General features: G+C 57.4%; 31 protein-coding genes. 17 read left to right on the top strand and 14 right to left on the bottom strand.

All coding sequences use genetic code 11. The features are described 5' to 3' along the window. Positions 1-999 (top strand): alpha/beta hydrolase, encoded by a 999-nt coding sequence (locus AB7M29_RS12660; protein ID WP_454246968.1) that lies wholly within the window; start codon positions 1-3, stop codon positions 997-999. A 155-nt stretch (positions 1,000-1,154) separates the two neighbouring features. Continuing rightward, positions 1,155-1,946 carry a hypothetical protein gene (locus AB7M29_RS12655; RefSeq protein ID WP_454246967.1) on the top strand — a complete coding sequence of 264 codons (792 nt, stop codon included), beginning with the start codon at positions 1,155-1,157 and terminating at the stop codon, positions 1,944-1,946. A 126-nt stretch (positions 1,947-2,072) separates the two neighbouring features. On the opposite strand, the gene prmB is transcribed toward AB7M29_RS12655, so the two are convergent. Beyond that, positions 2,073-2,981 (bottom strand): 50S ribosomal protein L3 N(5)-glutamine methyltransferase, encoded by a 909-nt coding sequence (gene prmB / locus AB7M29_RS12650; RefSeq protein WP_052963689.1) that lies wholly within the window; start codon positions 2,979-2,981, stop codon positions 2,073-2,075. 238 nt (positions 2,982-3,219) lie between these two features. Here prmB and AB7M29_RS12645 point away from each other — a divergent pair, with 238 nt between their 5' ends. From AB7M29_RS12645 to AB7M29_RS12635, 3 genes are all read left to right on the top strand, one after another. Further along, a complete protein-coding gene (locus AB7M29_RS12645) occupies positions 3,220-3,810 on the top strand; it encodes a cysteine hydrolase family protein (protein ID WP_217858018.1) in 591 nt (196 codons plus the stop codon). Positions 3,811-3,941: 131 nt separating this feature from the next. Then, entirely contained in the window at positions 3,942-4,262 is a 321-nt protein-coding gene (locus tag AB7M29_RS12640; protein WP_052963687.1) for a hypothetical protein, read from the top strand. 75 nt (positions 4,263-4,337) lie between these two features. Further along, entirely contained in the window at positions 4,338-4,895 is a 558-nt protein-coding gene (locus AB7M29_RS12635) for a Smr/MutS family protein (protein ID WP_095051889.1), read from the top strand. 435 nt (positions 4,896-5,330) lie between these two features. Here AB7M29_RS12635 and AB7M29_RS12630 read toward each other — a convergent pair whose 3' ends face one another. Both AB7M29_RS12630 and AB7M29_RS12625 read right to left on the bottom strand, forming a co-directional pair. Continuing rightward, entirely contained in the window at positions 5,331-5,804 is a 474-nt protein-coding gene (locus AB7M29_RS12630) for a methyltransferase family protein (RefSeq protein WP_454246966.1), read from the bottom strand. Positions 5,805-5,825: 21 nt separating this feature from the next. Continuing rightward, on the bottom strand, positions 5,826-6,719 hold the full coding sequence (locus AB7M29_RS12625) for an NAD(P)/FAD-dependent oxidoreductase (protein WP_454246965.1): 894 nt from the start codon (positions 6,717-6,719) through the stop codon (positions 5,826-5,828). Between the two features lie 111 nt (positions 6,720-6,830). On the opposite strand from AB7M29_RS12625, the gene AB7M29_RS12620 reads away from it, so the two are divergent. Continuing rightward, positions 6,831-7,472 (top strand): TetR/AcrR family transcriptional regulator, encoded by a 642-nt coding sequence (locus AB7M29_RS12620; protein WP_454246964.1) that lies wholly within the window; start codon positions 6,831-6,833, stop codon positions 7,470-7,472. Positions 7,473-8,167: 695 nt separating this feature from the next. Here the strand turns inward: AB7M29_RS12620 and AB7M29_RS12615 are convergent. Continuing rightward, positions 8,168-8,722 carry a TetR/AcrR family transcriptional regulator gene (locus tag AB7M29_RS12615; RefSeq protein WP_454246963.1) on the bottom strand — a complete coding sequence of 185 codons (555 nt, stop codon included), beginning with the start codon at positions 8,720-8,722 and terminating at the stop codon, positions 8,168-8,170. A 126-nt stretch (positions 8,723-8,848) separates the two neighbouring features. Between AB7M29_RS12615 and AB7M29_RS12610 the strand changes: the two genes are divergently transcribed. The 9 genes from AB7M29_RS12610 to AB7M29_RS12570 all read left to right on the top strand — a co-directional run bounded on the left by AB7M29_RS12610 (position 8,849) and on the right by AB7M29_RS12570 (position 15,407). Further along, positions 8,849-9,499 carry a DJ-1/PfpI family protein gene (locus AB7M29_RS12610; protein ID WP_454246962.1) on the top strand — a complete coding sequence of 217 codons (651 nt, stop codon included), beginning with the start codon at positions 8,849-8,851 and terminating at the stop codon, positions 9,497-9,499. Between the two features lie 23 nt (positions 9,500-9,522). Continuing rightward, entirely contained in the window at positions 9,523-10,059 is a 537-nt protein-coding gene (locus AB7M29_RS12605) for a DUF2867 domain-containing protein (RefSeq protein ID WP_454246961.1), read from the top strand. A 747-nt stretch (positions 10,060-10,806) separates the two neighbouring features. After that, positions 10,807-11,829: an IS21 family transposase gene (istA, locus tag AB7M29_RS12600; protein WP_454246960.1), complete on the top strand. Its 1,023-nt coding sequence runs from the start codon at positions 10,807-10,809 to the stop codon at positions 11,827-11,829. Continuing rightward, complete coding sequence (gene istB / locus AB7M29_RS12595; protein WP_123359355.1) at positions 11,826-12,614, top strand: IS21-like element helper ATPase IstB; 789 nt, start codon at positions 11,826-11,828, stop codon at positions 12,612-12,614. The genes istA and istB overlap by 4 nt, the downstream gene beginning before the upstream one ends. A 162-nt stretch (positions 12,615-12,776) precedes the next feature. Then, the gene (locus AB7M29_RS12590) at positions 12,777-12,992 is read left to right on the top strand and encodes a hypothetical protein (protein ID WP_454246959.1); all 216 of its coding nucleotides are present in this window, start codon (positions 12,777-12,779) and stop codon (positions 12,990-12,992) included. A gap of 6 nt (positions 12,993-12,998) precedes the next feature. After that, a complete protein-coding gene (locus AB7M29_RS12585) occupies positions 12,999-13,577 on the top strand; it encodes a hypothetical protein (RefSeq protein ID WP_454246958.1) in 579 nt (192 codons plus the stop codon). 233 nt (positions 13,578-13,810) lie between these two features. Further along, a complete protein-coding gene (locus tag AB7M29_RS12580) occupies positions 13,811-14,236 on the top strand; it encodes a response regulator (RefSeq protein ID WP_454246957.1) in 426 nt (141 codons plus the stop codon). Between the two features lie 578 nt (positions 14,237-14,814). Then, positions 14,815-15,045: a hypothetical protein gene (locus AB7M29_RS12575; RefSeq protein WP_429542830.1), complete on the top strand. Its 231-nt coding sequence runs from the start codon at positions 14,815-14,817 to the stop codon at positions 15,043-15,045. Positions 15,046-15,119: 74 nt separating this feature from the next. After that, positions 15,120-15,407 (top strand): hypothetical protein, encoded by a 288-nt coding sequence (locus AB7M29_RS12570; RefSeq protein ID WP_454246956.1) that lies wholly within the window; start codon positions 15,120-15,122, stop codon positions 15,405-15,407. Positions 15,408-15,642: 235 nt separating this feature from the next. On the opposite strand, the gene AB7M29_RS12565 is transcribed toward AB7M29_RS12570, so the two are convergent. Next, positions 15,643-15,921, bottom strand: a complete 279-nt coding sequence (locus AB7M29_RS12565) for a hypothetical protein (RefSeq protein ID WP_454246955.1) — start codon at positions 15,919-15,921, stop codon at positions 15,643-15,645. Between the two features lie 224 nt (positions 15,922-16,145). Here AB7M29_RS12565 and AB7M29_RS12560 point away from each other — a divergent pair, with 224 nt between their 5' ends. Next, on the top strand, positions 16,146-16,874 hold the full coding sequence (locus AB7M29_RS12560; protein WP_454246954.1) for a hypothetical protein: 729 nt from the start codon (positions 16,146-16,148) through the stop codon (positions 16,872-16,874). Between the two features lie 24 nt (positions 16,875-16,898). Continuing rightward, complete coding sequence (locus tag AB7M29_RS12555; protein ID WP_454246953.1) at positions 16,899-17,588, top strand: SOS response-associated peptidase family protein; 690 nt, start codon at positions 16,899-16,901, stop codon at positions 17,586-17,588. A gap of 224 nt (positions 17,589-17,812) precedes the next feature. Here AB7M29_RS12555 and AB7M29_RS12550 read toward each other — a convergent pair whose 3' ends face one another. From AB7M29_RS12550 to AB7M29_RS12510, 9 genes are all read right to left on the bottom strand, one after another. Next, entirely contained in the window at positions 17,813-18,403 is a 591-nt protein-coding gene (locus AB7M29_RS12550; RefSeq protein ID WP_454246952.1) for a hypothetical protein, read from the bottom strand. A gap of 82 nt (positions 18,404-18,485) precedes the next feature. After that, positions 18,486-19,280 carry a DNA adenine methylase gene (locus tag AB7M29_RS12545; protein WP_454246951.1) on the bottom strand — a complete coding sequence of 265 codons (795 nt, stop codon included), beginning with the start codon at positions 19,278-19,280 and terminating at the stop codon, positions 18,486-18,488. 149 nt (positions 19,281-19,429) lie between these two features. Next, positions 19,430-19,972 carry a lysis protein gene (locus tag AB7M29_RS12540; RefSeq protein WP_454246950.1) on the bottom strand — a complete coding sequence of 181 codons (543 nt, stop codon included), beginning with the start codon at positions 19,970-19,972 and terminating at the stop codon, positions 19,430-19,432. Beyond that, the gene (locus tag AB7M29_RS12535) at positions 19,954-20,517 is read right to left on the bottom strand and encodes a glycoside hydrolase family 19 protein (protein ID WP_454246949.1); all 564 of its coding nucleotides are present in this window, start codon (positions 20,515-20,517) and stop codon (positions 19,954-19,956) included. Before AB7M29_RS12535 ends, AB7M29_RS12540 begins: the two co-directional genes overlap by 19 nt. Before the next feature lie 54 nt (positions 20,518-20,571). Then, positions 20,572-21,621 carry a phage late control D family protein gene (locus AB7M29_RS12530; RefSeq protein WP_454246948.1) on the bottom strand — a complete coding sequence of 350 codons (1,050 nt, stop codon included), beginning with the start codon at positions 21,619-21,621 and terminating at the stop codon, positions 20,572-20,574. A gap of 82 nt (positions 21,622-21,703) precedes the next feature. Beyond that, on the bottom strand, positions 21,704-21,910 hold the full coding sequence (locus tag AB7M29_RS12525; RefSeq protein ID WP_123720933.1) for a tail protein X: 207 nt from the start codon (positions 21,908-21,910) through the stop codon (positions 21,704-21,706). Continuing rightward, positions 21,885-22,730, bottom strand: coding sequence for a phage tail protein (locus AB7M29_RS12520; RefSeq protein WP_454246947.1), 846 nt, complete (start codon positions 22,728-22,730; stop codon positions 21,885-21,887). Before AB7M29_RS12520 ends, AB7M29_RS12525 begins: the two co-directional genes overlap by 26 nt. 12 nt (positions 22,731-22,742) lie before the next feature. Further along, the gene (locus AB7M29_RS12515) at positions 22,743-25,235 is read right to left on the bottom strand and encodes a phage tail tape measure protein (RefSeq protein WP_454246946.1); all 2,493 of its coding nucleotides are present in this window, start codon (positions 25,233-25,235) and stop codon (positions 22,743-22,745) included. A 149-nt stretch (positions 25,236-25,384) separates the two neighbouring features. Further along, complete coding sequence (locus AB7M29_RS12510) at positions 25,385-25,696, bottom strand: phage tail assembly protein (protein ID WP_123720930.1); 312 nt, start codon at positions 25,694-25,696, stop codon at positions 25,385-25,387. Positions 25,697-25,706 lie beyond the last annotated feature (10 nt).

The following is a 25,706-nucleotide window of genomic DNA, read 5'->3' as shown; positions in this document are numbered from 1 at the left end:
ATGGGTGCCTGCGAGTCCAACCGGCACCTTGTTGATGATGGCGTGATGATGCTGCGAGTTCTAGCCTTGAGCCTTACCTTGTTTACCGGCTTTGCACAGGCCACTGTCCTGCAACGCCCGATCACATTGGACACGGGCAGCGGCGAGCTTTTCGGCTCGCTCTTGCTGCCCAAGTCCGACACGCCTGTACCGGTTGTCCTGATCATTTCCGGCTCCGGTCCTACGGATCGTGACGGAAACAACCCCGATGGCGGACGCAACGACAGCCTCAAACGGCTGGCCTGGGTGCTGGCCAAACACAACATCGCCAGTGTGCGCTACGACAAGCGCGGCGTGGCGGCGAGCCTGGCTGCGACTCCAGACGAACGTAATCTGTCGGTGGAGGCCTATGTGGCCGACGCCGAAGCCTGGGGCCACAAGCTCAAAGCCGATCCACGCTTTGGCAAACTGATTTTGCTGGGCCACAGCGAAGGTGCGTTGATCGCCAGCCTGGCGGCGCCAAACGTCGATGCCGCGGCGGTGATTTCCATGTCCGGCAGCGCCCGGCCGATCGATCAGGTACTGCGCCAGCAGCTAAGCAATCGCCTGCCGCCTCCCTTGATGTTGCGCAGTAATGAACTGCTCGACAGCCTCAAGGCCGGCCGCACCGACGACAACGTGCCCCCGCAATTGCAGGTGATTTTCCGCCCCAGCGTGCAGCCATATCTGATTTCGTTGTTCCGCCAAGACCCGGCGGCGGCCTTCGCCAAATTGAAAATGCCGGCGCTGATCATCCAGGGCAGCAACGACATTCAGGTCGGCGTCGGTGATGCCCAGGCGCTCAAGGCGGCCAAACCGGACGCCGAGCTGGCGCTGATCGAAGGCATGAACCACGTGATGCGCATCGTGCCCAACGATGTGAAGCGGCAATTGGCCTCCTATAAGGATCCGCAATTACCACTGGCAGCCGAACTCGGCGCGCGAATCCTCGGGTTTATTGACGGACTTCGCACCCGTTAAGCGCTGTCAGTGGACGTTCTCAACTCGTTTTCACGCCGCGGGAAAACGAGTTGAGAACGGCCTCTACCCTCCAGTCCTGAAAAAAACGGCCGATAAGCCTTTGTCGCCAGCGCACTGGCTGGCGGCAAGCAGGGCTTGGACAGGATCTCGCCGTTATGACTGATACCCAGACTTCACCCGACACCACCGCTGAAAAAGACGCACCGCCAGCGGTCGAGCTGCCGTGGGCGGACGTCCACGTCGAGCACCACAAAATGCTCCGCCTGGCGCCGCTGCAAACCGACCGCAACACTGGCGGACGGCCGTTGCGCTTTGTCGAATTCGGTTACGCCGAGCGCAATAGCAAGGAACACAGCCTGCTGCGCATGACCATCAAGCTGCCGGGCCAGCGGGTGCGCAAAGAACAGAATCATCTGGACGTGTGGGTCAATCACACGACCAAACGCGTGCATTTTGGGCCGGAAAGCGGTTTGCAGATCGAGCCGATGAACCGCGGTATCGGGCGCTATATGGCCGCTCAGGGCATTACCTGGGCGAAGAAGAGATGGCCCGCCTACACCGTCGACGGCACTGACCTGAACAACAAGGATGCGCTGAACGAAGACACCCGCCTGCGCCGCGATCACTTTCTGCGGGTGCACGGTTTTGACGTGGTCTACGCCGACGCCCAGCATTTGAAGGGCAGCGTTAAAGAGGTGTCGGTCGGTGATTTGCTCGGCGACTGGAACAGCGAAAAGCTACAGCAGGTAGAAATCCTCGAAGCCGCGCAGATGCTCCAGCAAGCCGAGCAGAACCTGGCGGAACAGGAAGTCAAACTGAAGAAGCACGAAGAAAAAGTCAGCAAGTACAAGCGCGAAGACGCCGGGCTGCGTTTTACCATTACCTGTCTGGTGGCGTTTGCGGTTTTTCAGGCGGGGTTGTTGATCTGGATTGCTACGCACCGTTGAAGGCTTGAGACCGCGGCGCGGCCATCGCGGGCAAGCCTCGCCCCCACAGGTTTTGTGTCGTGTCCAAATGATGCGGCACACACAAAACCTGTGGGAGCGTGGCTTGCCCGCGAAGGCTTTCTAAGGTCAGACGCGAGAAGCAAACAACGCCTGATGATCGCGGCATTGCTCAGCTGTCAGCATGAACACCCCATGCCCACCGCGCTCGAACTCAAGCCAGGCGAAGTCGACTTCCGGGTACAGCGCTTCGACGTGAACCTGGCTGTTACCCACCTCGACAATCAGCAAACCCTTCTCGGTCAGATGATCCGCCGCTTCGGCGAGCATGCGGCGCACGAGGTTCAAACCGTCGTCGCCACAGGCCAGGCCCAGCTCCGGTTCGTGCTGATACTCATCCGGCATGTCGGCGAAATCTTCCGCATCGACGTAAGGCGGGTTCGACACGATCAGGTCGAAACGTTGACCCGGCAAGCCATCGAAACCATCACCCTGAACGGTGAACACTCGCTCATCGACACCGTGACGCTCGATATTCTGGTTCGCCACTTCCAGCGCTTCGAACGACAGATCGGCCAGTACCACTTCGGCATTCTGGAACTCGTAAGCACAGGCAATGCCGATGCAGCCGGAACCGGTGCACAGGTCGAGAATGCGCGCAGGTTCGGCGCCGAGCCACGGCTCGAAACGCTTTTCGATCAGCTCGCCAATGGGCGACCGCGGGATCAGCACGCGCTCGTCGACAATGAACGACATGCCACAGAACCAGGCTTCGCCCAGCAGGTAAGCGGTCGGAATGCGCTCTTCGATGCGGCGTTTGAGCAAGCGTTGCAGATTGACCAGTTCATCATCTTCCAGACGGCAGTCCAGATAGCTGTCGGCGATTTCCCACGGCAAGTGCAGCGCACCCAACACCAGTTGACGGGCTTCGTCCCAGGCGTTGTCGGTCCCATGGCCGAAAAACAGATCCTCCCCATGGAAGCGGCTGACGGCCCAACGGATATGGTCACGCAGGGTACGAAGTCGGGAAGTGATCACGGGGCAAACTCCAGAAAAAACGACTGACGATTCTAACAGCCAAAAGACGCCACGACGACGCAGGAAAAACACCGGATCAGATGTAGGACTCTTCTATTTTTTCAGCAAGCTATTGAACAGAACGAGTATCTTGACAAGGCTGCGACCCAACAACGGCGGTGCCTACGATGGTAGCGATTCACAGAAGCGCTCAGCCAGAGGACAATGTCGCAAAAGCCCCACCCGAAGGAGCCCCAGAATGTCCGTTCCAAAAACGATGTTTCAACTCAGCGGCCGTGGTTACGCAGCGGCCAATCTGGGTCATGCGACCCTTGTCATCATCGATGCCCAGAAAGAATACCTCAGCGGCCCCTTGGCACTGAGCGGCATGGATGCTGCCGTCGCGAACATCAAGCAACTGGTGGCCGCTGCCCGTGCAGCCGGTCGGCCGATCGTACACGTGCGCCACCTCGGCACCGTTGGTGGGCTGTTCGACCCGCAAGGCGAGCGCGGCGAGTTCATCCCGGGGCTCGAACCACAGGGCGACGAAACCATCATCGGCAAATTGCTGCCGAGTGCGTTTCACGGCACCGAATTGCTGGAGCGCCTGCAGAATCTCGGCTCGCTGGACCTTATCGTCTGCGGCTTCATGAGCCATTCCAGCGTCAGCACGACTGTGCGCGCCGCGAAGAACCTGGGTTTTCGTTGCACATTGGTTGAAGACGCCTGCGCGACTCGCGACCTGCCTTACAAGGGTGGCGTACTCACTGCCGAGCATGTGCAACACACCGAAATGGCGATCATGGCGGACAACTTCGCCACCCTCGCCCTGACGCACGAACTGATCTGATCGACCGTCGATGAGCGGTCCATGCCGCCGCTCATCCGCAAAAGCCTCTCATTTGCTGTAATTGCCCTAGCCTCAGGAACATCCCGGTCAACTCCCGGTCGAAGGGCCGATACCCATTGAGGAAGGTCGGAATGAAGTTATCCGATGGTTTTGATGCACGCCGCTTGCGGCCCAAAGGCCAAAGCAACTGGCGTTTTCGCTTCGGCGCAGCGTTCGCTGCCTTGCTGGCGACGTGCGGTGTGTTGCTGGCGATGGCCGGCGCGGCCAGCCTGCTGGGCCGGCCACCGGCGCTGGGCGAGTTGAATGCCAGCCCGCTGGGCTCGGCGATCATTCTGGGCGTGGGCCTGTTCGTGCTGTACATCGGCGTGTGGCTATGGCGACGCTGCCGTCGCCGCTCGCGCCAGTCGCAAGAGCTGAATATGGCACCGCATCTGATGAAAAAACACGACTGAGCCCAACGCCGGACGTTTTGTCGCGCCCGATTCGTCCCGACTTGGGTAAACTGGCCGCCCTTCGCGGAGGCTGACATGCAAGACGACGATTTTTCCCTGTTCAAAAACGCGATCCAAGGCGTCAAGCCGATCAAGCACGATCGCGCCGAAACCGGCAAACCCAAGGCCGACCGCGCGCAAATCGCCAAGCTGCGCCAGGCCGCCACTGTGCGCACCGATGCCACCACCGTTGACGGGCTGTCCGATCAGTTCGTCATTGATGTCGGCCCCGAAGATGAGCTGATGTGGGCCCGTGACGGTGTCCAGGAAAGCCAGATGCGCAAGCTCAAGATCGGACAGATTCCGTTTGAAGGCAGCCTCGACCTGCATGGCATGAATGTGGAAAAGGCCCGTGAAACCCTGTGGGCCTTTCTGGCAGAAGCGACAAAATTCGAAATCCGCTGCGTACGTGTCACCCACGGCAAAGCGGTTCGCCTGGACGGCAAGCGGCCGATGATCAAGAGCCACGTCAACACGTGGCTGCGCCAGCATTCACAGGTGCTCGGCTTCACCTCGTGCCAGCCGAAACACGGCGGCGCCGGAGCGGTTTATGTGATGCTCAAACGCACCATGATGGAAGGTCGCGACGAGTGATGCCGTCGCTTCACGCTTGCAGCGCCGTGTCCGTCACCGTACCCTTGCCCTTTGCGTAAAATCCCACAGGTAGTTTCATGTCCCTGGAACAGAATTACACCGACATGTTCAGAGGTGTTTACTAAGTTTTCAAGGGCAATGAAATCAAGGACTTAACGCCCAGGCCAACTCAGAATTTCCTGCCAAAACGCAGTCATTGGTACAAAAATTGGTACGGGATCCCCTCCTCAAGCAACACATAAAAAGCCCCGCTCCGGTTGTACCGTGCGGGGCTTTTTTACGACTTACAGCTGGTGCTCTGAACGCTGGCTGAAAGGCGGCTATCGGCCAAAAGCGGCCCTTGATTATCTACAAAATCAGGGCCCATTCAGTAGCCGCAGCAAGAAAGTCGGTGTTGGTTATCAGAAGATCCCGCAGTCCTCAGCTACGGATTAGTCAGAGCCAGCGGCGAACCTTGGCCTTGTAGCGGCGGTAGTCGTCGCCGAACTTCGCTTCGAGATAGCGCTCCTCGCGAGCGATCACCTGCCTCTGGATCACGATTAGCACCAACGGAAGCAAAGCCAAGGCGATCGCTCCGTCGAAGCTGACCGCAATGCCGGCGTAGACCAGCGCCATGCCGAGATACATGGGATTGCGGGTCCATCGATAAGGGCCGGTCGTTGCGATGAGGGTCGTTGGTCGCGACGGCGGAACGTGGGTGCCCAGGCGCCGAAACAGCCCCGTCGCCGCAAGCATCGTCGCCGCGCCGGTAGTGAACAGCAGCGCGCCCGTCGCGACCAGCAACCACCGGTCGATGCCGAAAGAGCGCAGGGCTACGAACCGCTCCGCCGCCAGCCCCAAAAGCAGCGCTCCCAGATAGATGAAGGGCGGAGGGAAGCGCACCCCCGCGCTGTCCGGATCGACGGCCATGTTCATCTCCTCTCTATGCGCTCAAGCCAGCATCGACTGCTGGGCGAAAATACCCGCCATCGCGCCCTGCGATGATGCCTGGGTGACCGAGGGCAATATGGGCGTGGTGAGATCGCCGGCGGCGTAGATGCCGGGCGTGCTGGTTTGGCGGCGCTCGTCGACCTTGAGCACGACGCCGGTGGGCGTATCTATCGTGGCAAGGCCCAGCGATTCATGTAGGTTTGCGGACGGCTTGTTACGCGGATGAGCAAACAGGATGTCGACCCCGACAGTGGAGCCAGTGTCGAGATTGACGGTAGCGATATGCCCCTGGTGATGGGCAATCTCGACGATCCGCCCGCCGACGACAGGTATGTTGCGGTACGCCAGATCGGCCTGGATATCAGGCGTAATGTCGTGACCATCGGCAAAGACAGTCAACCTGTCGGTCCAATCGAGGAACAGCCTGACCTGGTTGTGCGATTGCGGGCCGGACCATACGAGGCCCCAATGCTGGCCGGCGGCTTCAAAGCCGTCGCAATAGGGGCAGGGGACGACGGACGTGCCCCAACACTCGGCAAAGCCTGGAATATCAGGCATCTGGTCGGCGACGCCATAGCTCAGGATCACGCGGCGGGTCCTTAGGCTTTCGTGATCGTCAGTGACAACGCAGAAATCGTCGATTACGCCAGAAATTTTCTCCGCCCGGGCATTGACCAGCCTGACCGTTGGATAGCGAGCCAACTGCTGCCGCGCCGCGGCCAGGATGTCCAGCGGCGGCATGTGATCGTGACCGAGCAGACCATGCGAATGGCCGGCAAAGCGGTTACGCGGCCGGCTGGTATCGAGAACGATGACCTTGCGACGGGCACGGCCGAGCTGCAACGCGCCGGCGAGGCCGGCAAAACTTCCGCCGATGATGATGACGTCATTCATGGTGATGGGCTCCGCTGGAGGGCAGGTTGTAACCTAGCCTTTGGATTGCATATTTAAGACACTGAATGGTATCGTATATCTTAATTTAAGATACTGTAAAGTACCAATATCATGACCGAAACCATACAGGGTCGGCGCGGCCGGCCCACCAACGAGGCGCTTGCCCAAACGATACTCGACGCCGCGAGCCAACTTTTTGTGGAATTGGGTTTTCAAGCGACGACGTTGGACAAGGTCGCCCAGCGGGCGAAGATATCCAAGCTCAGCATCTATAGGCGCTTCGAGAACAAGGAGGCGCTGTTCAGCGCAGCCATCGCGGCCGGCTGCCAGCAGTCGTTTGCACCACCGGCCCTGCTTGAAGGTGCTGAAGGTTCGGTCGAAGACCAACTTATGGCGGTGGGAACATCACTGCTGCGCACGCTGTTGAGACCAGACGTCAGCAGTATTGAAGCCATGGTCACGGCCGATAAAAAGAGTCAAAACGCCCTGAGCAAGCGCCACTACGAAGCCGGCGCTGCCCATGTCATCGCCTACATCGAGGCCCTGTTGCGCCAACTTCACGCGAAGGCGCTTCTCAACGTGCCCGATCCCCTCCAAGCCGCCCGCTTGTTTGCCGCGCTCTTCAAAGGGTCCGATCTGCTGATGATCGCCCGCTTCGATCAGGCGAGAGCAGAGGACGAAATCGAATCCTACTGCCGGTCGGCCGTCGCCATGTTCATCGCCGCGCACGGTCGCAGCGACCAAGATTTATAGACTCCTTCAAACTGCTGTCTCTGGCCAGGAGCGGCTGCTATTGGCCGATTTCTGCCTGTCGCCAACGTCAGCTTTGGGTCCAAAAGTAAGCCAGGCATAACCTACCACTGACATACGCCGATTGTGCTGGAGTATTTCGGTCGTTAAGCCACAACCCCATGTGTTTATTGGGGCTCGGCGCATATCACCCCCCGCATGCACAAACGCATGATTGGCATTGAATGGCATGGATTGGCGTACGGTTTGCCCCATTTTTGCCCCACACTCATCAGTCCCGCATCCCCTAGTTCACGTTCCCTCCAGGGAACTCTAATGATGGGAAACTAAATCCCTTTGACAGGCAACAATCGGCCAGAAGCGGTCGCTCGGCAGGTCCTGATTTTTGGATGGGCAAGTGATACACATCTGGTATTGCCCAACGAACATCGGTAAGCGTACGAGGAATACGCCTTGTGCAGGGTATGCGCGCGGTGAAGGCCGTACTCAAGTTAGTGCCGTAGGCCAGTGGCATGGACGTTAGCCCTATGAGACCAATGGCGTGCACTAGAGCTGGAGATTGCTAGATCGCGTTAGCCAGGCGGCTTGCCTTGAAGGGAATGGCGTTCAAGCAGCCATTCGGTGAAGGAATTGAGTGCTGCCGAGAATTTAGCGGCACGCGAACTCTATTTATTCCGTTACCCAATTTAGCTCGTGACTTAGGCCCGCCACGGTGGAAGAGCCCCTTCGAAAAGTGAAAAGGCTCGACCCAGAAAACTGTTGAAGCGAGCGGCATCATGTCGCAGCCCTGCCTGTTGACCACCAATCAGGCACAGATGGGCCACCCGACCAATCACTTCTGCTTCGCCTGGCAAAGGGACCAAGCGCCGGCACGTCCGTATCGCGAAGTCTAGTCGTCTTATGTCAACACGCTGCTGAAACTCGCCTACCAACGGATCGTGCAGCGACCAGGCGCGGATGGAAACTTCCCGCCCAGGTTGTTTTTCAGCGGCAATACTCAAGTAGCGTTTCAAGATTTCGCCCGCACTACGACCCTGCGCCGCATAAGCGAGCATGCGCTCCGTGTAGTCTTCTTCCCAAGCGGCCAGCAAGGTGCGGACAAAGTCTTCGCGATTACGGAAATGGTGATAGAACGATCCGCGGGTCACATTCAATCTGCGCGATAGACTCTCGGCCGAAACACCACTATGTCCTATTTGGTCGAGGGCCTCAAAACCAGCCGCGATCCAATGGTTGCGAGTTAATTTTCCCACCCGTTATTTCGCTCCATATTTCGCGCCATACAGACTGTGTATGGTGCGCAACCGATTGATACGCTGCGAACACCAGCAAAGATAGCCGTTGCGTTTTGCACGCTAGCACTTTTCATGGAGCTCGCCTTGAAGAACATCGTTCTGGTTGCTTTCGACCAATTCACTGATATCGACCTATTCCTGATGTGGGACATTTTGGGCCGCAACATTGAGGACTGGCACGTCCGGATATTGGGTTCTAGCGCTATCGTGCGATCGGCGCACGGCCTGCCAGTTTCGGTGCACGGTCCGCTTTCCGAGGCCAATAGTGCCGACGCGGTATTGTTTGTCAGCGGCAAGGAAGGGATACCCGCTGCACTTGCCGCCCCAGATTTCCTGCCGTCGTTTGAACTTGACTCCAGACGCCAGCGAATCGGCTCGATATGCGCCGGAGCTTTCATTCTCGAACGGCTTGGGCTGCTCAGCGGCCAAGCAACTACACACCCGGATGCACGATCGAGCTTGCAAGCTCTGGGACTTGAACCCGTGGACCAGCCTCTTGTATGCCAGGGGAACGTTGCAACTGCTGGTGGATGCCTTTCGGCGCTCTATCTGGTGGGATGGCTGGTTGAATCCTGGTTCGATGTCGGCAAGCGCCGTGCGACGTTGCTCCCTGTTTTGCCAGCTGGGCAGCAAGAGTTCTATGATGCCTTGATCGGGCTCAGTATCCGACAAGGAACGTTATACGACAAACCATCGAAACAAGAAACGCGACATGGCATGTCATCTAATTGGTAGTTGGAACTCAGGAGAGATCCCCGATGCCCCGAGACTTTGAGCTCATTATGTCCGTGCCAGTACCCCCGAGGTCCGGCATCACCCACCTTTACAAGTCGATGAACCTGGCGGACGCTTTTGCGATTCGGCTCCCGGCGGGCACCTCTCGCAATCCAGATTTGCTTGCTCGATTCATCCTTTCCCACCAGCCATCCTGGATCGGATGGCTCATGAAAGTCCGAGACACTATCGTTGCCTGTTTTGGTATCAAGACAGCCAAACATTTGGCAACACTTGCGAATCGGATTCAAATCTTCAAGATCTACAGCTCGAACCAGACTGAAATCGTGTTGGGAGAGGACGACAAGCACCTCGACTTCCGGATATCGATCCTGTGTTTTGGAGAGGCAGATCCAGAAGGCAGTCGCCAACTCGTTTTTTCAACCGTGGTCCAGTGCCACAACCGTCTAGGCAGGGCCTACATATTCGTTATTGCCCCGTTTCACCGCTTGGTTGTTAAGGCTAGCCTCCTCCGTGCAGCGCGCATCGGTTGGCCTCTGGCTACCGGCCCCCAAGGCTGAGAACCGTTGCTGATCCATTGGGCACGAGATCTCGTCACTTTGACGGTGCCACGCGGGTGCTGGATTTCAACGCAGATGCTCGATGAAGGAGCCAGGTGATTTCAGGGACAGACCACATTTTCTAAATGTGGTCTGCCCCCTAATGACCTTTTCTGCCTTTCGCCACCGGCAGCTATGGGTCGATTCTGTTGAAAAAGTCGGTTTGCCCAAACCGCTCGAATAATGATGGGTGAAAACACCTCTTTTGCACGCTGCTACGTGAAATCCGAGTCCTGAACCTTCTGCCCAAAACACAGAATTCAATCTCAGGCGCGTACTTTTTGCCGTGGAAACCGAAGCAGACTTTTTCAACAGAATCGGTCGGATGCAGTCATTAGGAAACCCAATTACATGGATAGGGATTCGAACCCCTTCACGTGTTGCTGAGGACCGCTCCAGACATTAAAAGCGACGTTTTCATACTCCGTCTGAGGCCTACTACGGCCTGTGGCGGCCCTGAATCTGCCCTAATTTTGCCCTAGAAACATTCCCACTTAGCAGAGCTGACCGTGATCGAGCTTGGGGCTTGCGGTGGCAAGGCAATCCCAATGATGGATTGGGTCTAGCAGTCCTCCAACGCCCCAGCCAGCCCGGCCAATCCGATGCGACTTCTTCGCGCCGTAGCTGTCAGTACCGATGCAAAACTGACCCACCCTACCGGTTGAAAACTGACCCACTTGGGCAAAATGCAGCTTTTGCGAGCTGCCCATGCTGTCCAAGGAGCAACACGTGGAAATCAGTGTTCTTGTTCGTCAGGGTTTGTCTATTCGAGCTATCGCTCGGCAGATGGGCTGCTCACGCAATACCATTCGACGCCACCTCAAATTACAAGCCCAGCGCCAACCCGTCGTCTACGGTCCGCGCGCGGAGCGCGTGGGCAAGCTTGCGCCTTTCGAGGCCTTCCTGCGTCAACGCGTAGATACCGCTCGGCCACACTGGATCCCTGCGATTGTTCTGCTCAGAGAGATCCGAGAACAGGGCTATACGGGCGGTTACTCCATCCTCACCAGCTTTCTGCTGACCTTGAAATCCAAGGCCAACGAGCCCGTTGTGCGCTTTGAAACAGAGCCTGGCGAACAGATGCAGGCGGATTTCACGATCATTCGACGTGGCCGCGATCCGCTGTTGGCATTTGTCGCAACGCTGGGTTGGAGTCGCGCCACTTACGTTGTTTTCTCGCGACGGGAAGACTCCGCAGCCTGGTGCGCTGGCATTGAAAAAGCCCTGCATTTCTTCGGCGGCACGCCACGCAAAGTGTTGTTCGACAACGCCAAGACCATCATCCAAGAGCGCGATGTCTATGGCCCCGGCGAGCACCGTTGGAACCCGGCTCTGTTGAGCTTGGCAGAACGCTATGGCTTTAGGCTAAAGGTTTGCCGGCCCTATCGAGCGCAAACCAAGGGCAAGGTTGAGCGCTTCAACCACTACCTGAAAAACAGTTTCGTCGTGCCGCTGGCAGCGACACTTAATCAGGTTGGTTTGGTGCTGGATGTCGAAGTCGCGAACAGCAAAATCGGCCCTTGGCTGATCGATATCGCCAATGCCCGAACTCACGCTACGACCGGTGAAATCCCTCAGTATCGCCTGGATAAAGAGGTGCACTATTTGCTGCCGCTGCCAGCGCTTCAAGGCGTTCCGAGCGTTCTGATACAAGCCATTCAGCCCATACCGGTGGAGAGCCTGCAACATCCACTGTCGGTCTACCAAGCCCTGCTTGAGGTGCGAGCATGAGCCTTCAACACCTGCGCATTGAAGCGCTCTGCCAACAGTTCAAACTCGATACCTTCGCCACGGACTGGCCCGCTCTGGCGCAGCGAGCAGCCGAAAAAGAAACGAGTTACGCCGACTTCCTGGAACAACTTCTGTTGGGTGAAGATCGCGCCAGAAACGAACGGCGGCGACAGACACTGCTGCACTTGTCCGGGCTGCCGGCTGTAAAAACCGTTGAGCAATACGACTTCAAATTCGCCAGCGGAGCGCCGCAAAGTCAGATCCTTGAACTGGCCGGACTGGCCTTTATCGAGCGTAAGGAAAACGTGGTGCTGCTGGGGCCGTCCGGCGTTGGCAAAACGCACTTGGCCAGCGCGCTAGCGCACCGGGCGATCATGGCGGGCATCTCGACAAAGTTCATCACCGCCGCCGATCTGACATTGCAACTGGTCGCCGCACATCACCAGGGGCGTTTGGCTCAGTATTTCAGTCGAGTGGTGCAGCGCTCGAAATTGCTGGTGATCGATGAAATAGGCTACCTGCCTTTTGGCCGTGACGAAGCGAATCTGTTCTTCAACGTCATCGCCAAACGCTACGAACATGGCAGCATCGTGCTGACCAGCAATTTGCCGTTTAGCCAGTGGGCAACGACCTTTGCGGATGACTCGACACTGACCGCCGCGCTATTGGATCGGCTTCTGCATCATGCGCATATCGTTCAGGTCAGCGGGCAAAGTTACCGGTTGAAGGACAAGTTGAAATCTGGCCAGGTGGTACCGCGAGAGACGGCTTCGCCGAAGCTATAAACAGACTTTAAATACCGCCGGGGTGGGTCAGTTTTACTTCGGTAGGGTGGGTCAGTTTTCAACCGGTGTTGACACGTAGCAATTTCTAAGCAAGCTGCAATTACTACCTCACATGGGCACTGCCGGTACTATGCTTGGGTTTTCTCGAGAGGAATCGACACTATGCCAAGCGATTATTCACTGTCGGAACTACTGGAAAGGCTGTACGAAAATCAGGAGGCCTTGGAGGCGGCCATTATGGAATTGACTCTACTCGTTGAGGAGCAAGGGGCACCGGAAGTGGGTGGAAATGTCCGTGGAGCCCTGGAGACGATGAGAGAGAATGCCGGCTATATCAAACAAGGCTTGGCTCGGCTGAAGAAACGGGACATTGGTTAGCCGATTATGTCTAACTTCGTGCTCCACATCGGAATATCTTTATTGGCAGGCATGGTAGGCGGCGGCATTTTCTTCATTCTGATAATTCTGTCCCTAAGCCAAATTAAACCGGAATTAAGAATATCGAGATACATAGCCAAATCAGTCCATCAAGGTGTGGCGCGCTACGACTTTAAGATTATAAATTGCTCTTCGCGACGAGCCGTAAAAAACATCAGCGTCGAGTTTATTCTAATTAAAAACAACGAGAGCGAGAGTGGGAGTGGGAATAGTTCTGCACATATCCTGAGCGGAACAGATATATATAATAGCAACATTTCTAGCTTGGATAAATATAATAAGCACGATAAAAAAGCCGGATACACAGGAAGAGTCTCAACCCACCTCAACCTGGACGAGCTATTAGCGACTGGAAATTTAAGCTTTCAATTAAGCGTAACAGCTACCGACTCCTTCAGTGGAGTAACCAAAGTTTTTGTGCAGACTTTTTCCGATAAATCCCTAATAAAATTAGGACTCCACGAACTGGGTGTATCAGTGAATGTCTCGCCGCAACCAAATTCATCAATCCAATCTGTTATCTAGAACGTGGCGCACTCTTTTTGCCGCAGTCCCGATCTCCGACCTGTTTTCCCGATCGCACTAATCAATGCCATGTCCTTCGCAGGCTGGAAGCACTATTTCTCCATCGCGATGGGAGCAAGAAAGGGCCGGTTTCGACGCGCTCCCAAAATCCCCAATAGCACCAAAAAAAGGTGCCTACACTGAAGGTTCCAACTCTTGCTGCAATCAGACTGCCGCCTCCGAGGAACCGACGAGTGAATCGACATTGGAAACGACTGTTGCCCGTCTCAGGCGTAGTCATCGTTGTGGAAGGCGACCCAACAATACGTGCATTTATGATGGAAGTTTTGTCTGACATCGGCCTTCCTCTCTTGGGTTTCGAAAACGCCGACGATGCATTTACACACCTATCAGAGATGCAAGGAGAATGCCCGCTCGTGATTGCAGATCAAGGGTTACCTAGACAATTGCAAGGGACTGAATTCATCGAAAAGGTGAAAAGCCAATGGCCTTCCATAGCCGCGATTCTGACATCTGGCTATGACGAGGGGTCCCATGCGGTGCCCCCTTCAGGGATCTATCTGCGTAAGCCTTGGTCTTTGGATGAGCTGGTGGCTACGGTCGCCACCTTGCTTCAACCGGGTACTCCCATTCATAAACGGTGGATCTATACTTATTAATCCCGTTACCCATTGCGGGCATCGCCATGACTGAAAAATACTTCATTGGCATGCTGTTGGCGCTGGGCATGGTATGGATTGCGGTTGTTTGGTGGATCGTGGTGCCGTATGTGGGAGGCACCTTCCCGTGACAGGATGTGAAATGACGCCAATGGCCTGAAAGGACTACCACCCTAGCCATTTGCAGCTTCGGTGGAAATTGAATTACCAGCCAATATGCGTCTGGCTAGAGCTTGTCAGGATTCGAAAAGCCGCCTCCGATTTTCAGTCGCCGGTCTTATAGACCGGGGTTTCCAGAATGTCCGCAGCCCCCCGCGCCTTTGAGCGTTCTGTAACCCTTCTTCATTTCTTTGCAAAGTCTTGCACACTGTAAATTTGCCACTCATCCCACAGAGCCCCTGGCATGCCTGGGTCCGCCCGCCGATTGCACCATCACGATCCTTTGGACAAAAAAACGGAAGCAAGGCCTGTCGGCGGGAGGGATAAGTGCTTTTCGTCATGCTTTTTTTGCCATCGGGTGTTTTTGGGTCGGGCTGCTATGATTTCAATATCAGACGATGAGCCAAAGGGGCATCGCGATGAGCGAGAACGGGATGCTAAAAATTAGCTACAAGGAGCTCGGTTATCCGCTGGAGATGTTTATCGCCGTGCCGTTGTCTGCGAGAGCAGATGAGTACGCTGCGCTGTTCAATATTCTTAGACACTATAGGAAAAGCGTCGGCATCGATTTGGCCGTAGCCGGGGCAGAGAAACTGCGTCCAGAGGTAGCAGCGTTAGGTATAACCGACGTCATGTGGGAATTCATATAGGTCGGCCCGATGCATGAGAATGCCCAACTGGAATGCCATGGGAATATCAGACAGTGAGTCAAAGGAGCACAAGGATGAACGTGAACGGGCTGTTAATAATCACCTTCAAGAGATGGGACCGGCCGCTACAGATGTATATAGTCATCCTCTCTACGACGAAAGTAGATGAGGTCACTGTGTTGCTCCAGATTTTAAATCGCTTTGAAATCCGGAAAGGCATCAATATTGAGTTCAATGAAGCAGAAGCAAATCAGTTGCGTCCGCGAGTGGCAGCGCTAGGTATTACCGATGTTGCATGGGAGCGAATGGGATCCTACCATGCGCCAAAAATTGTCCTACAATCTATGGTTCATCCCACGTAATGGAGTACGCGAAATGGCCTCACCAGGATCCCATCGGCCTAGAGAGAAAGACCGCGACATTGAGGGAAGTGGCGCTGCACCCTCCAAAGAAACTGATCGTTCCTTGGAGGACTATTATAAGTCGTGGTACCACTCGACCACTTGCGAATGTGGTTGCGGTGGAGCCGGAAAAAACTGGATTGCCCGACAACGGGAAAAAAAATAAGAAATAAGCAGTTTGCAATGCATCGAGCGGCTAGACGATATCCTGCCGCTCGGTCTCGATTTGCCGCCATAAGGCTTCTTCAATGAGCTCAGAATACTGTTCGGCGAGAGCCGCGCAAGCATTGCGCCCGGCGTCGGTGGCCACGCCGTTTTCGTCATATACCTGGCCCGACACCACGCGAAACTCCAGTTCACGATAGCCATAGGCATCCCAGTCACTGGTGGTGACCTCCGGATTGGGTGGCTCATCCAGCAACGAGGTCACTTCGCATTGCAGGCAGTATTGGTCGATGTTCACCTCATACGGCATATGCGCCTCCCGCTACCGCTGGACGTGCTGCGCATAGCTATTTTGAGCGTTGACCTGAACAAAAGTGCAGGGAAAGCTTGATCCAGCGAATACTGCTTTTCTCACCCTCATCTCAGCCCGCCCCCTCCTCCCCAAACTCTGCAGCTCGTCGACTAACCCTCGCCAGAATGCTTGCGCCTCGACTACTGTACATACAACCAGCATCTGTACAGCGAACCCGTCTGATGAATTTTGAACAGGCTAAAGCGCTGAGGCTTCAGCAGTGGCGCTCGACCCTCGACGATCACGATTTTCGATTGCAAAACCCCGAGGCGCACCGACAGCACCTTCACTCCATGACCGACGCTCTGGTGGCCGAAGGGCTGATCGATACGTTCGAACAATTCGATATGAATGAAATGGCCAACGCCGCGTACTGGCATGCCGTGGAAGAACTGCAGAGCCATCCTGTCCGCTATTGCGGTGCATCGTTCTATGACGTCGTGGCCTGCGACGGCTCCCTGATACTCGGGAAAATCGGACAAACCATTTTTAACGCGAGAAGAAACAACCAGGACATCGCTCGTACCACCTACGATGGCAAGGTCTATCGAGACGGCACCGGAGCAAATCTTGTTTTCAACCCATCAGGCGTCACGGCACGCATTGAAGGCCTTACGCTGACCCTGCTCGATGGTCGACAGTTCGATCTCATCGAAATGGGTCGGATGATTCTCGGAGTCATCCACAAGCCAATTGAAGACCCCGATATTTATCGTGCCCTGGTCGACGCGGCGCAAGTCGCGGGGGAAGGTCGCGACCTGAACGCCTACGAAAAGATGCGGCCGTTTATTGATCTGGCCAGATTCAGTACTTGCCCGACTTGTGTCGACCGCTTTGACCGAAGAGAAGATTGCCCCGCCTGCTCCGGACAAGGTTTCGTCATCAAGCCCACAGGTTCTGATCTACGCTGAAAACACAATCGGAGGGCTCCAACCATGTGCGGACGTCTTTCTCAGTACCGCGGCATTCATGACTTTGTCGCGGCGCTCAGCATTCCAAACACATTGATTAACTATGCAGGCGACCAGCCTTTCGAGCTCTACAACGCCGCGCCGCCCGCTCAGCTCGCCCTCTTTCACCAGGAAGGTCAGTTTTTGCGAGCCGATAGGGTGCGCTGGGGATGGCGGCCGCGCTGGGCAATGGATCATTCCGCGTTGATCAATGCCCGGGTAGACAGAGTTGCCCACGATCCATTCTTCAGGGCGATATGGCCGCACCGGGCGATCACCGCGATCGACAACTGGTTTGAATGGATTGATGAAGGCGGGCCAAAGAAGCAGCCCTACCTGATCCGCCGGAAGGATCGCGCACCAATCCTCTGCGCCGCGATAGGTCAATACCCCCACGCCGAGCATGCACCGGACGAGCACGACGGCTTCGTGTTCATCAGCGCCGACAGCAAGGGCGGCGTGGTGGATATACACGACTGGCAGCCGGTGGCGCTCAATCCCGAATTGGCGCGGGAATGGCTGAATCCGGCCACATCGGAAAAGCGCGCTGAGCAAATAATGCTATTACAGTGGGAACCGCCCGAGGCTTTCGAGTGGTTCAAGGTCGACCGCGCTATCGGTAATCTCCGCAATCAGCAAAGCGGCCTGATCAATCCCAGCGATCCGCTGATCTGAGTGCCTGCTCTAAACTAATAGCAGCGTTGGGACCTAAATCAGCTCATCCAACGCGCCATGATCACCAGCTCGCCGCTGATCTCATCCTTTGCCTTGGTTTGTTTCGGCGTAGCGTGCGCCGTGAAAGCACACTATTTTTCAACCAACTACAAACCAAACAACAGCTCCAGTCACCGATGATTAATTTGACCACCCTATCTGTCGATAGGGTGGCCCGCCGCCAATCAGAATATACTTTTGATAAATGCTGCAATTTTCGCAAAAGTTTGCTTGATCGCATCAAATGCGTGAACAATCCAACTTGGCAATGTTCTGATTGCATTAACTATGAAATCAGTGATTTCATTAATAACGCCCGAAATCCCCTTCTCAACAACATTTGTCATAAAACTAACAAGCGCATTCTGCTCTGATGGGCTCATGTTACGGGCAAGGTCTTCGGCTTTATCATAGGCCTTATCAATCGCCCTATTTGCGTTATTTGTGGCGTGTGCCTTGCTTTGCTCCATTTGCTGCTTGAAGGCCGCGCTGGCATTGGCATCTCTCGCACTATTCATGTACGTATTTGTAATGGTCGTAATCTCATTTTGAGCTTGGTCAGCGGTGGCGGTGGCACCTATATTGGCCACGGCCTTTATTTGCTGCAGAGCATCATCAAGCGCATCACTGTTAGAGATTGGAAGCGATCCCAATTGCTCACCCGCCGAAAGACCGATGGTACCTCCAGACGGATTCGCGATGCTTTTGTGGGCCAGTGCGCGCTGCTTTTTCAAAACAGCCAGAAAATCGTTTGAAGCGACAGTTGCAAAAGTCATGTCCATTTTTCCTTGTGCGATTCTAAAAGTGCTCGGAGTTTTCCTTTTCGCGCCTTCACTGTAGCAGAACAAAACGAATGGATTAGAACAGCCCACCTAATGCCGCTGGCTCCCAATTCATGATCACCAACTCACCGCTCACCTCAGCCTTCCCTTGCCGCTGATTGGTGTTGCTATAGCGGATGTCCAAAGTCTCGAAGTGAAAGCCTCCGAACACTCGTCGAATATCCGGATGATCATTGATGCTGACCATCACCTTGCCTTTGCAGCGACGCATGAAGTCGGCCATCCGCTCGTAGTTTTCAAACGAGAAGTCAACGCCATAACCGGCGGTCTGCCAATAAGGCGGGTCCATGTAATGGAAGGTATGAGCACGGTCGTAGCGTTCGGCGCATTCGAGCCAAGGTAGGTGTTCGACATAAGTGCCAGACAGACGCTGCCAGGCGGCCGAGAGGTTTTCCTCGATCCGCAACAGGTTGATGGCAGGGCCGGTGGTGGCGGTACCGAACGTCTGCCCGGTGACCTTACCGGCGAAGGCATGGTGCTGCAGGTAGAAGAATCGGGCGGCGCGCTGGATGTCGGTGAGGGTTTCGGGGCGGGTCATTTTCTGCCACTCGAACACCTGGCGCGAGCTGAGCGCCCATTTGAACTGGCGCACGAATTCTTCCAGATGGTTCTGCACGACGCGGTACAGCGTGACCAGGTCGCCGTTGATGTCGTTGAGGACTTCAACCGGCGCGGCCTGGGGCCGCATGAAGTAGAGTGCGGCACCACCGGCAAAGACTTCGACGTAGCATTCATGGGGCGGGAAGAGCGGAATGAGGCGGTCGGCCAGGCGGCGTTTGCCGCCCATCCAAGGGATGATGGGTGTAGACATAGAGAGCAAGACCTTTACTGTATGGATAAACAGGTGCTAGGCTCGCCGCGCTTCGTGCACGGAGTAAGAGCCTGGCTGGACTTGCAGGGACAATCTGCAGGGACGGCGGCCGGATTGGATGTTGACGCATCCACTCCGGTCGCTCTTTTTTACTTCGGTGTTGAGACTTCTTTGGCATAGGCCTGACAGGCCGCCAGGGCGATCAGTCTTTGGTCGCCGGCATCGGTGATGCCGATAATTCGTTGAGCATGCGCCGGGTCAAGTTGGGCTCTTGTGGCGCCATGAACCACGCTGCCGGTTGAGGTGGTGGCTGACACTGTGCTGTCACTGGCTGACTCGGTGGCGTCGAGTAGGACTGACAGGCGCAGATCAGCAGTGGCAAGGCGGTCGCGCAGGCGACCTTGATCACGTTGGGCATCGCTCAGAGCTCGGTAGTGGGTTTGTTCACTGGCTGAAAGCCGCTGCTCCAGGGCCAGACGTTTGTCCTGTTCGGCTTGTTGCTGCGCAGCAGCGGTCAGCGTCAGTTGGTTGAGGTGTTCCGCCTGCAGGCGGGCTTGTTGCTCCAGCTGCCGGCCGTAGCGCCAGTCCTGAACCTGCCACGCTAACGCGGCAGATCCACCGGCCAAGGCGGCCAGCAGCACGACGATGGCCAGCAGCCGATACGGCGTCGGGATCACGTCGATGACACGCATAGCACTGCCCTCGCCCGTTCCCACAATTGCAGCCGATCCGCTAGGCCATTGAGGCCACCGTTAATCTTGCGGGTGATCGCCTCAAACTCATCCCGATCCGCCAGGGCGTTTAGCTCGCGCCCCCACCAGAACCACGCGGCCGACTCGGCCGCCCATTGCGGCAGCTCGAGCAACTCCGGGGTGCGCAGCAATCGCTCGTCGCCGAACAAGGCCAAGCTGCAGCGCAGGTAGTTGTTGCGGCCGGTCACCTGGATCAGGCCACGACCGCGATAGCGCTGGCCATCACCGTCCGGCTCTGGTGTATTGCCAAGCTTCACGGCCAGACTGCCGGTGTCGTACTTGCCCAGGTACTGATCGCCGCCCAGTTCGCGGACGTACTGCAGTTGACCGGACTCGTGCCCGACCTGGGCCAGGAAGGCGGCCTGTCGCTTCGGCGTATTGATTTGCCGGTGGGCCATGGCGGTGTTTAGGGCGGATACAAAAACGCCCGCTTGGCGGCGGGCGTTCGGCATGATGAGTTGCAGCTGTTTCTCGGTTAAGGACATACAAACTCCAGGCATAAAAAAACCGCACTCGGCGGCTATGGATTCGTTTTCGCGTTACTTCAGGGACACGACTTTGACCGGCTTCGCCTCTTTCTTCTTTTTCCTGCCTTTGGCCTTGGCCTTGCCGTTCTTGCCGCCGTTGCACTCGACGGTGGTCGACCAACCGGCTTGGGTGTAGACCTGCTCGACCGAATCAATCAGGTATTCGCCATCGAGCCCGACCTTGAAACCCTGGGCATTGATGGACCGCTCGGCAAACAGATCCGTGCGCCCGACCATTTCAAAGCGAACATCCGCGCTCGAGCGGTTGAACGCCGCCAAACGCGCCTTGGCCGCCGATTCCGCGGCGGTCTTGTTCGGGTGAATGTGCCGATCGGTATGCACCGCCGGCAGGCCGTCCGGCACGTCGTCATTGTCCAGGGAGACGACCGAAAGCTTGCCGGTCTTCTTGTCCTGGTGCTTGGTGGCCACCGCCTTGTGCGCGCTGCGATCGCCAAAGCGAAATTGCCAGCGACTGACGTCACTGCGGGTCAGGGTGACCGCCCCGAACGCCTTGCCGCTGGCCGTCTGCCCGCCTTGGCGGGGCATCACCAACAGCTTCCCGTCGCCCACCTTGGCGGTACAGTCGTATTGCTTGGCCAGGCGCGTGATGAAGTTGAAGTCGGATTCGCTGAGCTGGTCTGCCCGGGCGACCTTCGTCGTGACCGGGCACACCGGCTGCCAGCCGTTTCGCGTGGCGACATCGCTGACGATCTTGGACAGCGGCACGTTCTCCCAGCTACCGCTGCGGATGGTCTTGCCGCTGCCGCGCATGTCGCTGGCCTTGCCTTTGATCACGATCACATCCGGCGGACCGGATACCGTGACCTCGTCCACCACATAACGCCCCAAGCGCGCCAGGGTCGTCTCGGCATAGCCCAGGTAGATCTCGATACCAATGCCCTTGCGGGGCAGCGTCACCAGCCCGTCGCGGTCATCGATGCGCAGTTCGAACTCGTCCGACTCCATGCCGGGCTTGTCCGTGGTGCTGAGCTGCAACAGCCGATCGTTGATCAGGCTCGTGATATCGGTACCATCGGCCACGATGCGAAAGATGGGCGTCATGAATTTTTTCCAAAAAAATACCCGCACAAGGCGGGCAAGAAAGTAAGGAGCTTGAAGCGATAAACGACACGAGTGTAGACCATCAATCCCATAGCGTTACCTGCTCTGTAGCAGGAGCCAGCAGATCCGGCAGCGTGATGACTACTCCGGCGCGATAGGGTTGAGGCTCGTCAGCCAAACCCTGATTGGCATCCAGCACCGCCTCGACACTGCCGACCAGATGGCCGTAGTAGTTGTGACAGATGGTGTCCAACAGATCCCCGTCAGACGTTCTGCATGTCGTCGCCATAGCGTACAAACTCCAGCGTGAACCCTTGTTTGCGCGGGATGCCACCCTGCATCAGCGCGCTCTGTTCTTCTTCAATGCTCTTGAGGCACCAGTTCCCCAGCACGTCGCCATAGCCCGTCACCAGGCTCAACGGTTCAAGCCTGGCGCCGATCGCGCGTAACGTGTCGAGCTGCTTGAGGCCGCCCTTGAACCCCGGAAAAATCGCGCCCTTGAGCGTGATCTTCTCATCCCCCATGCCCACGGCCTGCTGCGCCGGCCGGCGTGACAGGCGCTCCTGTGAGGCCCAGCGGAATTCGGTCGAGCGTCGCAGCTCGTCAAAGGCCGCCGTGTCGAGGTTGAAGAAATACGGCTGCGCCTTGGGGTCTTTGGGCTGGATGATCAGCAAGTGCGGGAACGGCTTCACCGCCTCCGGCGCCGGCGTCGAATCCGTGGCAAAGGCCCTGCTGGGCACGATGTTGGCCAGCGCCGGACTGGCCTTGCCGGCGATCTTGTTGATCGCCGTCGCTGCCTTGCCCGCCTGCTCCTTCAGCACCCCCATGCGCTCGTCGATCTGCGACAGCGCCCGGGTGGCCGTGTTGTACGTGGCCACCACCTGCCCGACCTTGGCCTGAGCCGCACTCACCCCGCGCATGACGCGCTGTAACTTGGCCCCGATCGCCGGCCCGACAAAGGGCAGCCCCTCCAGCTCGGACGTCGCGCCGGTGATTTCCCCGATCGCGCCATTCACCGGCCCCAGCATGCCGTCCAGGCTGCGCCGGCCGGTTTCCCCGGCGGAGGCCAGATACTTCAGCCCCGACTGTAATTGCCCCAATGCTTCCATGAGCCCTCCTGATTAAACGTGCGGTTCGTCGTAGAGCTTGCGGCCTTCCAGTTGCTTGGCGACATCGCGGTAATGCTGATCGAGGAACGGTTTGATTTGCGCATACACCGCCGCCCCGTCTTTCACATCACCGTTAACCACCAGCGAAAACGGCGCCTGAATATCCACCTTGGATTCGATCTTGGCGGGCTCCGGCTTCACGGCCGGCGCCAGGACCTTGGCCAGCGGCCCCGCCCCGATATCGGCGCTGGCCGGCGGCAACATCATGGAGCGCGCGGCATCACCGGGCTGCGTTTCGGCAGCCGGCATCACCGGAGCGTCGCCACGGGCCATCACCAGCGACCCGGCCACTGGCGCGGCGAACGACTTGGCAATGCCACCTATCACCGGCGGGATGTCCTTGCCGGCATTGCTCATCATCAGCGGCCCGGCGGCCGGCATCCGCTTCAGCTCATCGGGCGTGCCAAACATCGACTTGCCGATCGCACCACCCAGCGCGTCACCGCCCTGGCTGCCGAGATACCCTCCAATCAACCCGCCGACAAATGTGCCGATCACCGGCAACACCGCCGTACCGATCGCCGCACCAGCGGCGGCACCGGTCAGCGTGCCCGCCAACCCACCCGCCGCCGCGCCGTAGCCCTCGGCCTTCTCGTCCTGTGTCTCGGCGTTCTGATAGGTGTCATAGGTCTTGTAACCGGCCTCAGCGACCGCGAACACCGCCGCCCCTTTGACCACAGCACCGATACCACCTCCACCACGCACGCCGCCCTTGCCGCCCACCCGGCCTTTTTTGCCTTTCTTGCCTTCGCCACCAGCATCGAGGTCGCCGCCATCCAGCCCGCCGGCACCACCGGCCGGCATGTTGGTGACGATCACCTTTTGCGGGATGTTGGGATTGCCCATCAGCGAGCCGCGCCCGATGTTCATCAGGCCCTTAGCAATCTTGAAGCTGCTCATGGCGGTCTGAAGGCCAATCACGGCCGCGACGGCCGCACCGATGCCCGTCACCAGCCGGGGCGACTCATCGGACAGCTTTGCGAGGCCTTGCGTGACAGAGGTCACCCCGTCGACTACCGCGTCAGTCACCGGTCGAAAGGCATCACCGATACCACGCATGGCGTCGTCGATGCCCTGGACCATTTCTGCCTGTTTCTGTGCGGACGACTGCCGGCGTTCCTCAAGGTTCTTGTCCAGAATCCCCGTGGCGCTGGCCGACTCGCTTTTCAACTTTGCATACAGATCCTTGTTCTGCATGTACGCGGTCAAGGCGCCCTTGACCTGCATGTCGGCGAACAAATCGCCGGTGCGCAAGGCCTGCTCCAGGGAGGCAATCATGGCCTTGGCTTTTTCCGGATCGGTCTCCTTGCTGATCTTGGCCGTGGCTTCCGCCATGGCGGCGGCCTTCTTCGGATCGGTTGCCGCGATGTACTTCTGCGCCAGCTCAAAGCTGGATTCCAGCGTGGACTTGCCATTCTGCAGGCCGGTGTTCATTGAGCCCTGATAATCGATCCCGGCCTTTTTGTAGGCCTCGACCGTGTCACCCGAACCGATCTTTTCCATCCAGTTCTTGAGGTTGTTCGCCGCCTCGTCCGAGCCGCCGGCGGTCTTCATTTGCACCTGAAGCATCGCGCCCAGTTGCGTGACCGAATCCATACCGGTGATGCCCAGCTTGCCCATGCCCGCCAGCAATTCAGGGAACCAGCGCGCCATGTCGGCCGCCTCGAAGCTGCCCGCCTGCCCTTGGTAGGCGATCGCCTCCAGCGCCTTTTGCATCATGGCCGGATCGGTGATTTTGGCGTTCTGCCCCAGGGCGTTGATCATGCGCGCGGTTTCGCCGCCATCAGAACCCTGGCCCACGGCGAACTTGGCCGCCGTCGGGGCATATTGCAGGGCCTTGTCCAGCTCCATGCCAGCCCCCACCAGCGCGTTGACCACTTCGGCCACCTGATTGCGCGCCATGCCGGTGTCGCGAGACGTGTCGATCACCGTCTTGGACAAGACGGCCTCTTCGGGCTTATTGGCAATGTTCGACTTGATCGCAATGTCACGAATGATCGCGCCGTAGTCCGCGCTGATCTTCGCCGGGATCGCCAGCGCCGCCGTGCCGGCGACCGCTTGGCCAACACTGTTTCTCAGGCGCTGCTTGCCCTCATCGAGCTGATGGTGACCTTTGGCTTTCAGCTCGGCCTTGGCCGCCATCTGACCCATGGTGTTGTAGGCCTTGGCCAGATTGCGGACTTCAACGCCTTGCTTCTTCAGGCTGCTGAGATTGCTTTCCAGCTGTTTCAGTAGCGCGCCGGCGCCCTTCTCGCCCGCCATGTGTGCCTTGCGCCATTCATCGCGCAACCGCATGGTGTCGCCAATGGTCTTTTCCAGCACCCGGGCTTTTTTGCCTTCGGCCTCCAGGCGCTTGATGCGACTGGTGACATCCTTGAACGCGGAACCCACGGTTGAGCTGACCGCCCCGCCAATGACCAGGCCGAGCGCGTGTTTGTTCGCCATGTACTTGCCCTATACGTCGGGTCGATCAAACAGCGGCTCAATCCGTGAGCCACCAAACCATCTCTGAAAAGGGCATGGCCGTAATCTCGGCGACAGAGAAACCGGTCTCTTTCGCCAAGCGTTGGGCCGCCATTTTGAGGGTGGTCGCGTTAAACGTCGTCTTCTTCGACCAGGCGAAAATAGCCCGCCGATAGGCGCTGATAGTCCTTGTATTTCAGGCTCAACAACTCCGCCTCGGTGAGCCCCAGCAAGCTGCTAAACAGCGACAATTCCTGTTTTTCATAATCGCCATTGCCCGCCACCTTGGAGGCGCGCCAATCCATGACGCTGGGCGCACGCATCATCAGTTTGTCGGTCAGGACACCGCTGATCAGGGTTTTGTATTTGAGCGTTACGGTAACGCCCTCATCGCTCAGCTTCAGCCAGCTCGGCAGTTCTTGGTCTTGGGTTACTTGGGTCATGTGCTTTTGT

The sequence above is a fragment of the Pseudomonas sp. F-14 TE3623 genome (assembly GCF_053629015.1).
This window is presented reverse-complemented; position numbering and strand designations above follow the sequence as displayed.

What these genes read in the sequence shown, in the direction of transcription:
- AB7M29_RS12660 (WP_454246968.1), top strand. Translation starts at nt 1, where the DNA reads ATGGGTGCCTGCGAGTCCAACCGGCACCTTGTTGATGATGGCGTGATG.
- AB7M29_RS12655 (WP_454246967.1), top strand. Translation starts at nt 1,155, where the DNA reads ATGACTGATACCCAGACTTCACCCGACACCACCGCTGAAAAAGACGCA.
- AB7M29_RS12645 (WP_217858018.1), top strand. Translation starts at nt 3,220, where the DNA reads ATGTCCGTTCCAAAAACGATGTTTCAACTCAGCGGCCGTGGTTACGCA.
- AB7M29_RS12640 (WP_052963687.1), top strand. Translation starts at nt 3,942, where the DNA reads ATGAAGTTATCCGATGGTTTTGATGCACGCCGCTTGCGGCCCAAAGGC.
- AB7M29_RS12635 (WP_095051889.1), top strand. Translation starts at nt 4,338, where the DNA reads ATGCAAGACGACGATTTTTCCCTGTTCAAAAACGCGATCCAAGGCGTC.
- AB7M29_RS12630 (WP_454246966.1), bottom strand. Translation starts at nt 5,804, where the DNA reads ATGGCCGTCGATCCGGACAGCGCGGGGGTGCGCTTCCCTCCGCCCTTC.
- AB7M29_RS12625 (WP_454246965.1), bottom strand. Translation starts at nt 6,719, where the DNA reads ATGAATGACGTCATCATCATCGGCGGAAGTTTTGCCGGCCTCGCCGGC.
- AB7M29_RS12620 (WP_454246964.1), top strand. Translation starts at nt 6,831, where the DNA reads ATGACCGAAACCATACAGGGTCGGCGCGGCCGGCCCACCAACGAGGCG.
- AB7M29_RS12605 (WP_454246961.1), top strand. Translation starts at nt 9,523, where the DNA reads ATGCCCCGAGACTTTGAGCTCATTATGTCCGTGCCAGTACCCCCGAGG.
- istA (WP_454246960.1), top strand. Translation starts at nt 10,807, where the DNA reads ATGCTGTCCAAGGAGCAACACGTGGAAATCAGTGTTCTTGTTCGTCAG.
- istB (WP_123359355.1), top strand. Translation starts at nt 11,826, where the DNA reads ATGAGCCTTCAACACCTGCGCATTGAAGCGCTCTGCCAACAGTTCAAA.
- AB7M29_RS12590 (WP_454246959.1), top strand. Translation starts at nt 12,777, where the DNA reads ATGCCAAGCGATTATTCACTGTCGGAACTACTGGAAAGGCTGTACGAA.
- AB7M29_RS12585 (WP_454246958.1), top strand. Translation starts at nt 12,999, where the DNA reads ATGTCTAACTTCGTGCTCCACATCGGAATATCTTTATTGGCAGGCATG.
- AB7M29_RS12575 (WP_429542830.1), top strand. Translation starts at nt 14,815, where the DNA reads ATGAGCGAGAACGGGATGCTAAAAATTAGCTACAAGGAGCTCGGTTAT.
- AB7M29_RS12570 (WP_454246956.1), top strand. Translation starts at nt 15,120, where the DNA reads ATGAACGTGAACGGGCTGTTAATAATCACCTTCAAGAGATGGGACCGG.
- AB7M29_RS12565 (WP_454246955.1), bottom strand. Translation starts at nt 15,921, where the DNA reads ATGCCGTATGAGGTGAACATCGACCAATACTGCCTGCAATGCGAAGTG.
- AB7M29_RS12560 (WP_454246954.1), top strand. Translation starts at nt 16,146, where the DNA reads ATGAATTTTGAACAGGCTAAAGCGCTGAGGCTTCAGCAGTGGCGCTCG.
- AB7M29_RS12555 (WP_454246953.1), top strand. Translation starts at nt 16,899, where the DNA reads ATGTGCGGACGTCTTTCTCAGTACCGCGGCATTCATGACTTTGTCGCG.
- AB7M29_RS12550 (WP_454246952.1), bottom strand. Translation starts at nt 18,403, where the DNA reads ATGACTTTTGCAACTGTCGCTTCAAACGATTTTCTGGCTGTTTTGAAA.
- AB7M29_RS12545 (WP_454246951.1), bottom strand. Translation starts at nt 19,280, where the DNA reads ATGTCTACACCCATCATCCCTTGGATGGGCGGCAAACGCCGCCTGGCC.
- AB7M29_RS12540 (WP_454246950.1), bottom strand. Translation starts at nt 19,972, where the DNA reads ATGCGTGTCATCGACGTGATCCCGACGCCGTATCGGCTGCTGGCCATC.
- AB7M29_RS12535 (WP_454246949.1), bottom strand. Translation starts at nt 20,517, where the DNA reads ATGTCCTTAACCGAGAAACAGCTGCAACTCATCATGCCGAACGCCCGC.
- AB7M29_RS12530 (WP_454246948.1), bottom strand. Translation starts at nt 21,621, where the DNA reads ATGACGCCCATCTTTCGCATCGTGGCCGATGGTACCGATATCACGAGC.
- AB7M29_RS12525 (WP_123720933.1), bottom strand. Translation starts at nt 21,910, where the DNA reads ATGGCGACGACATGCAGAACGTCTGACGGGGATCTGTTGGACACCATC.
- AB7M29_RS12520 (WP_454246947.1), bottom strand. Translation starts at nt 22,730, where the DNA reads ATGGAAGCATTGGGGCAATTACAGTCGGGGCTGAAGTATCTGGCCTCC.
- AB7M29_RS12515 (WP_454246946.1), bottom strand. Translation starts at nt 25,235, where the DNA reads ATGGCGAACAAACACGCGCTCGGCCTGGTCATTGGCGGGGCGGTCAGC.
- AB7M29_RS12510 (WP_123720930.1), bottom strand. Translation starts at nt 25,696, where the DNA reads ATGACCCAAGTAACCCAAGACCAAGAACTGCCGAGCTGGCTGAAGCTG.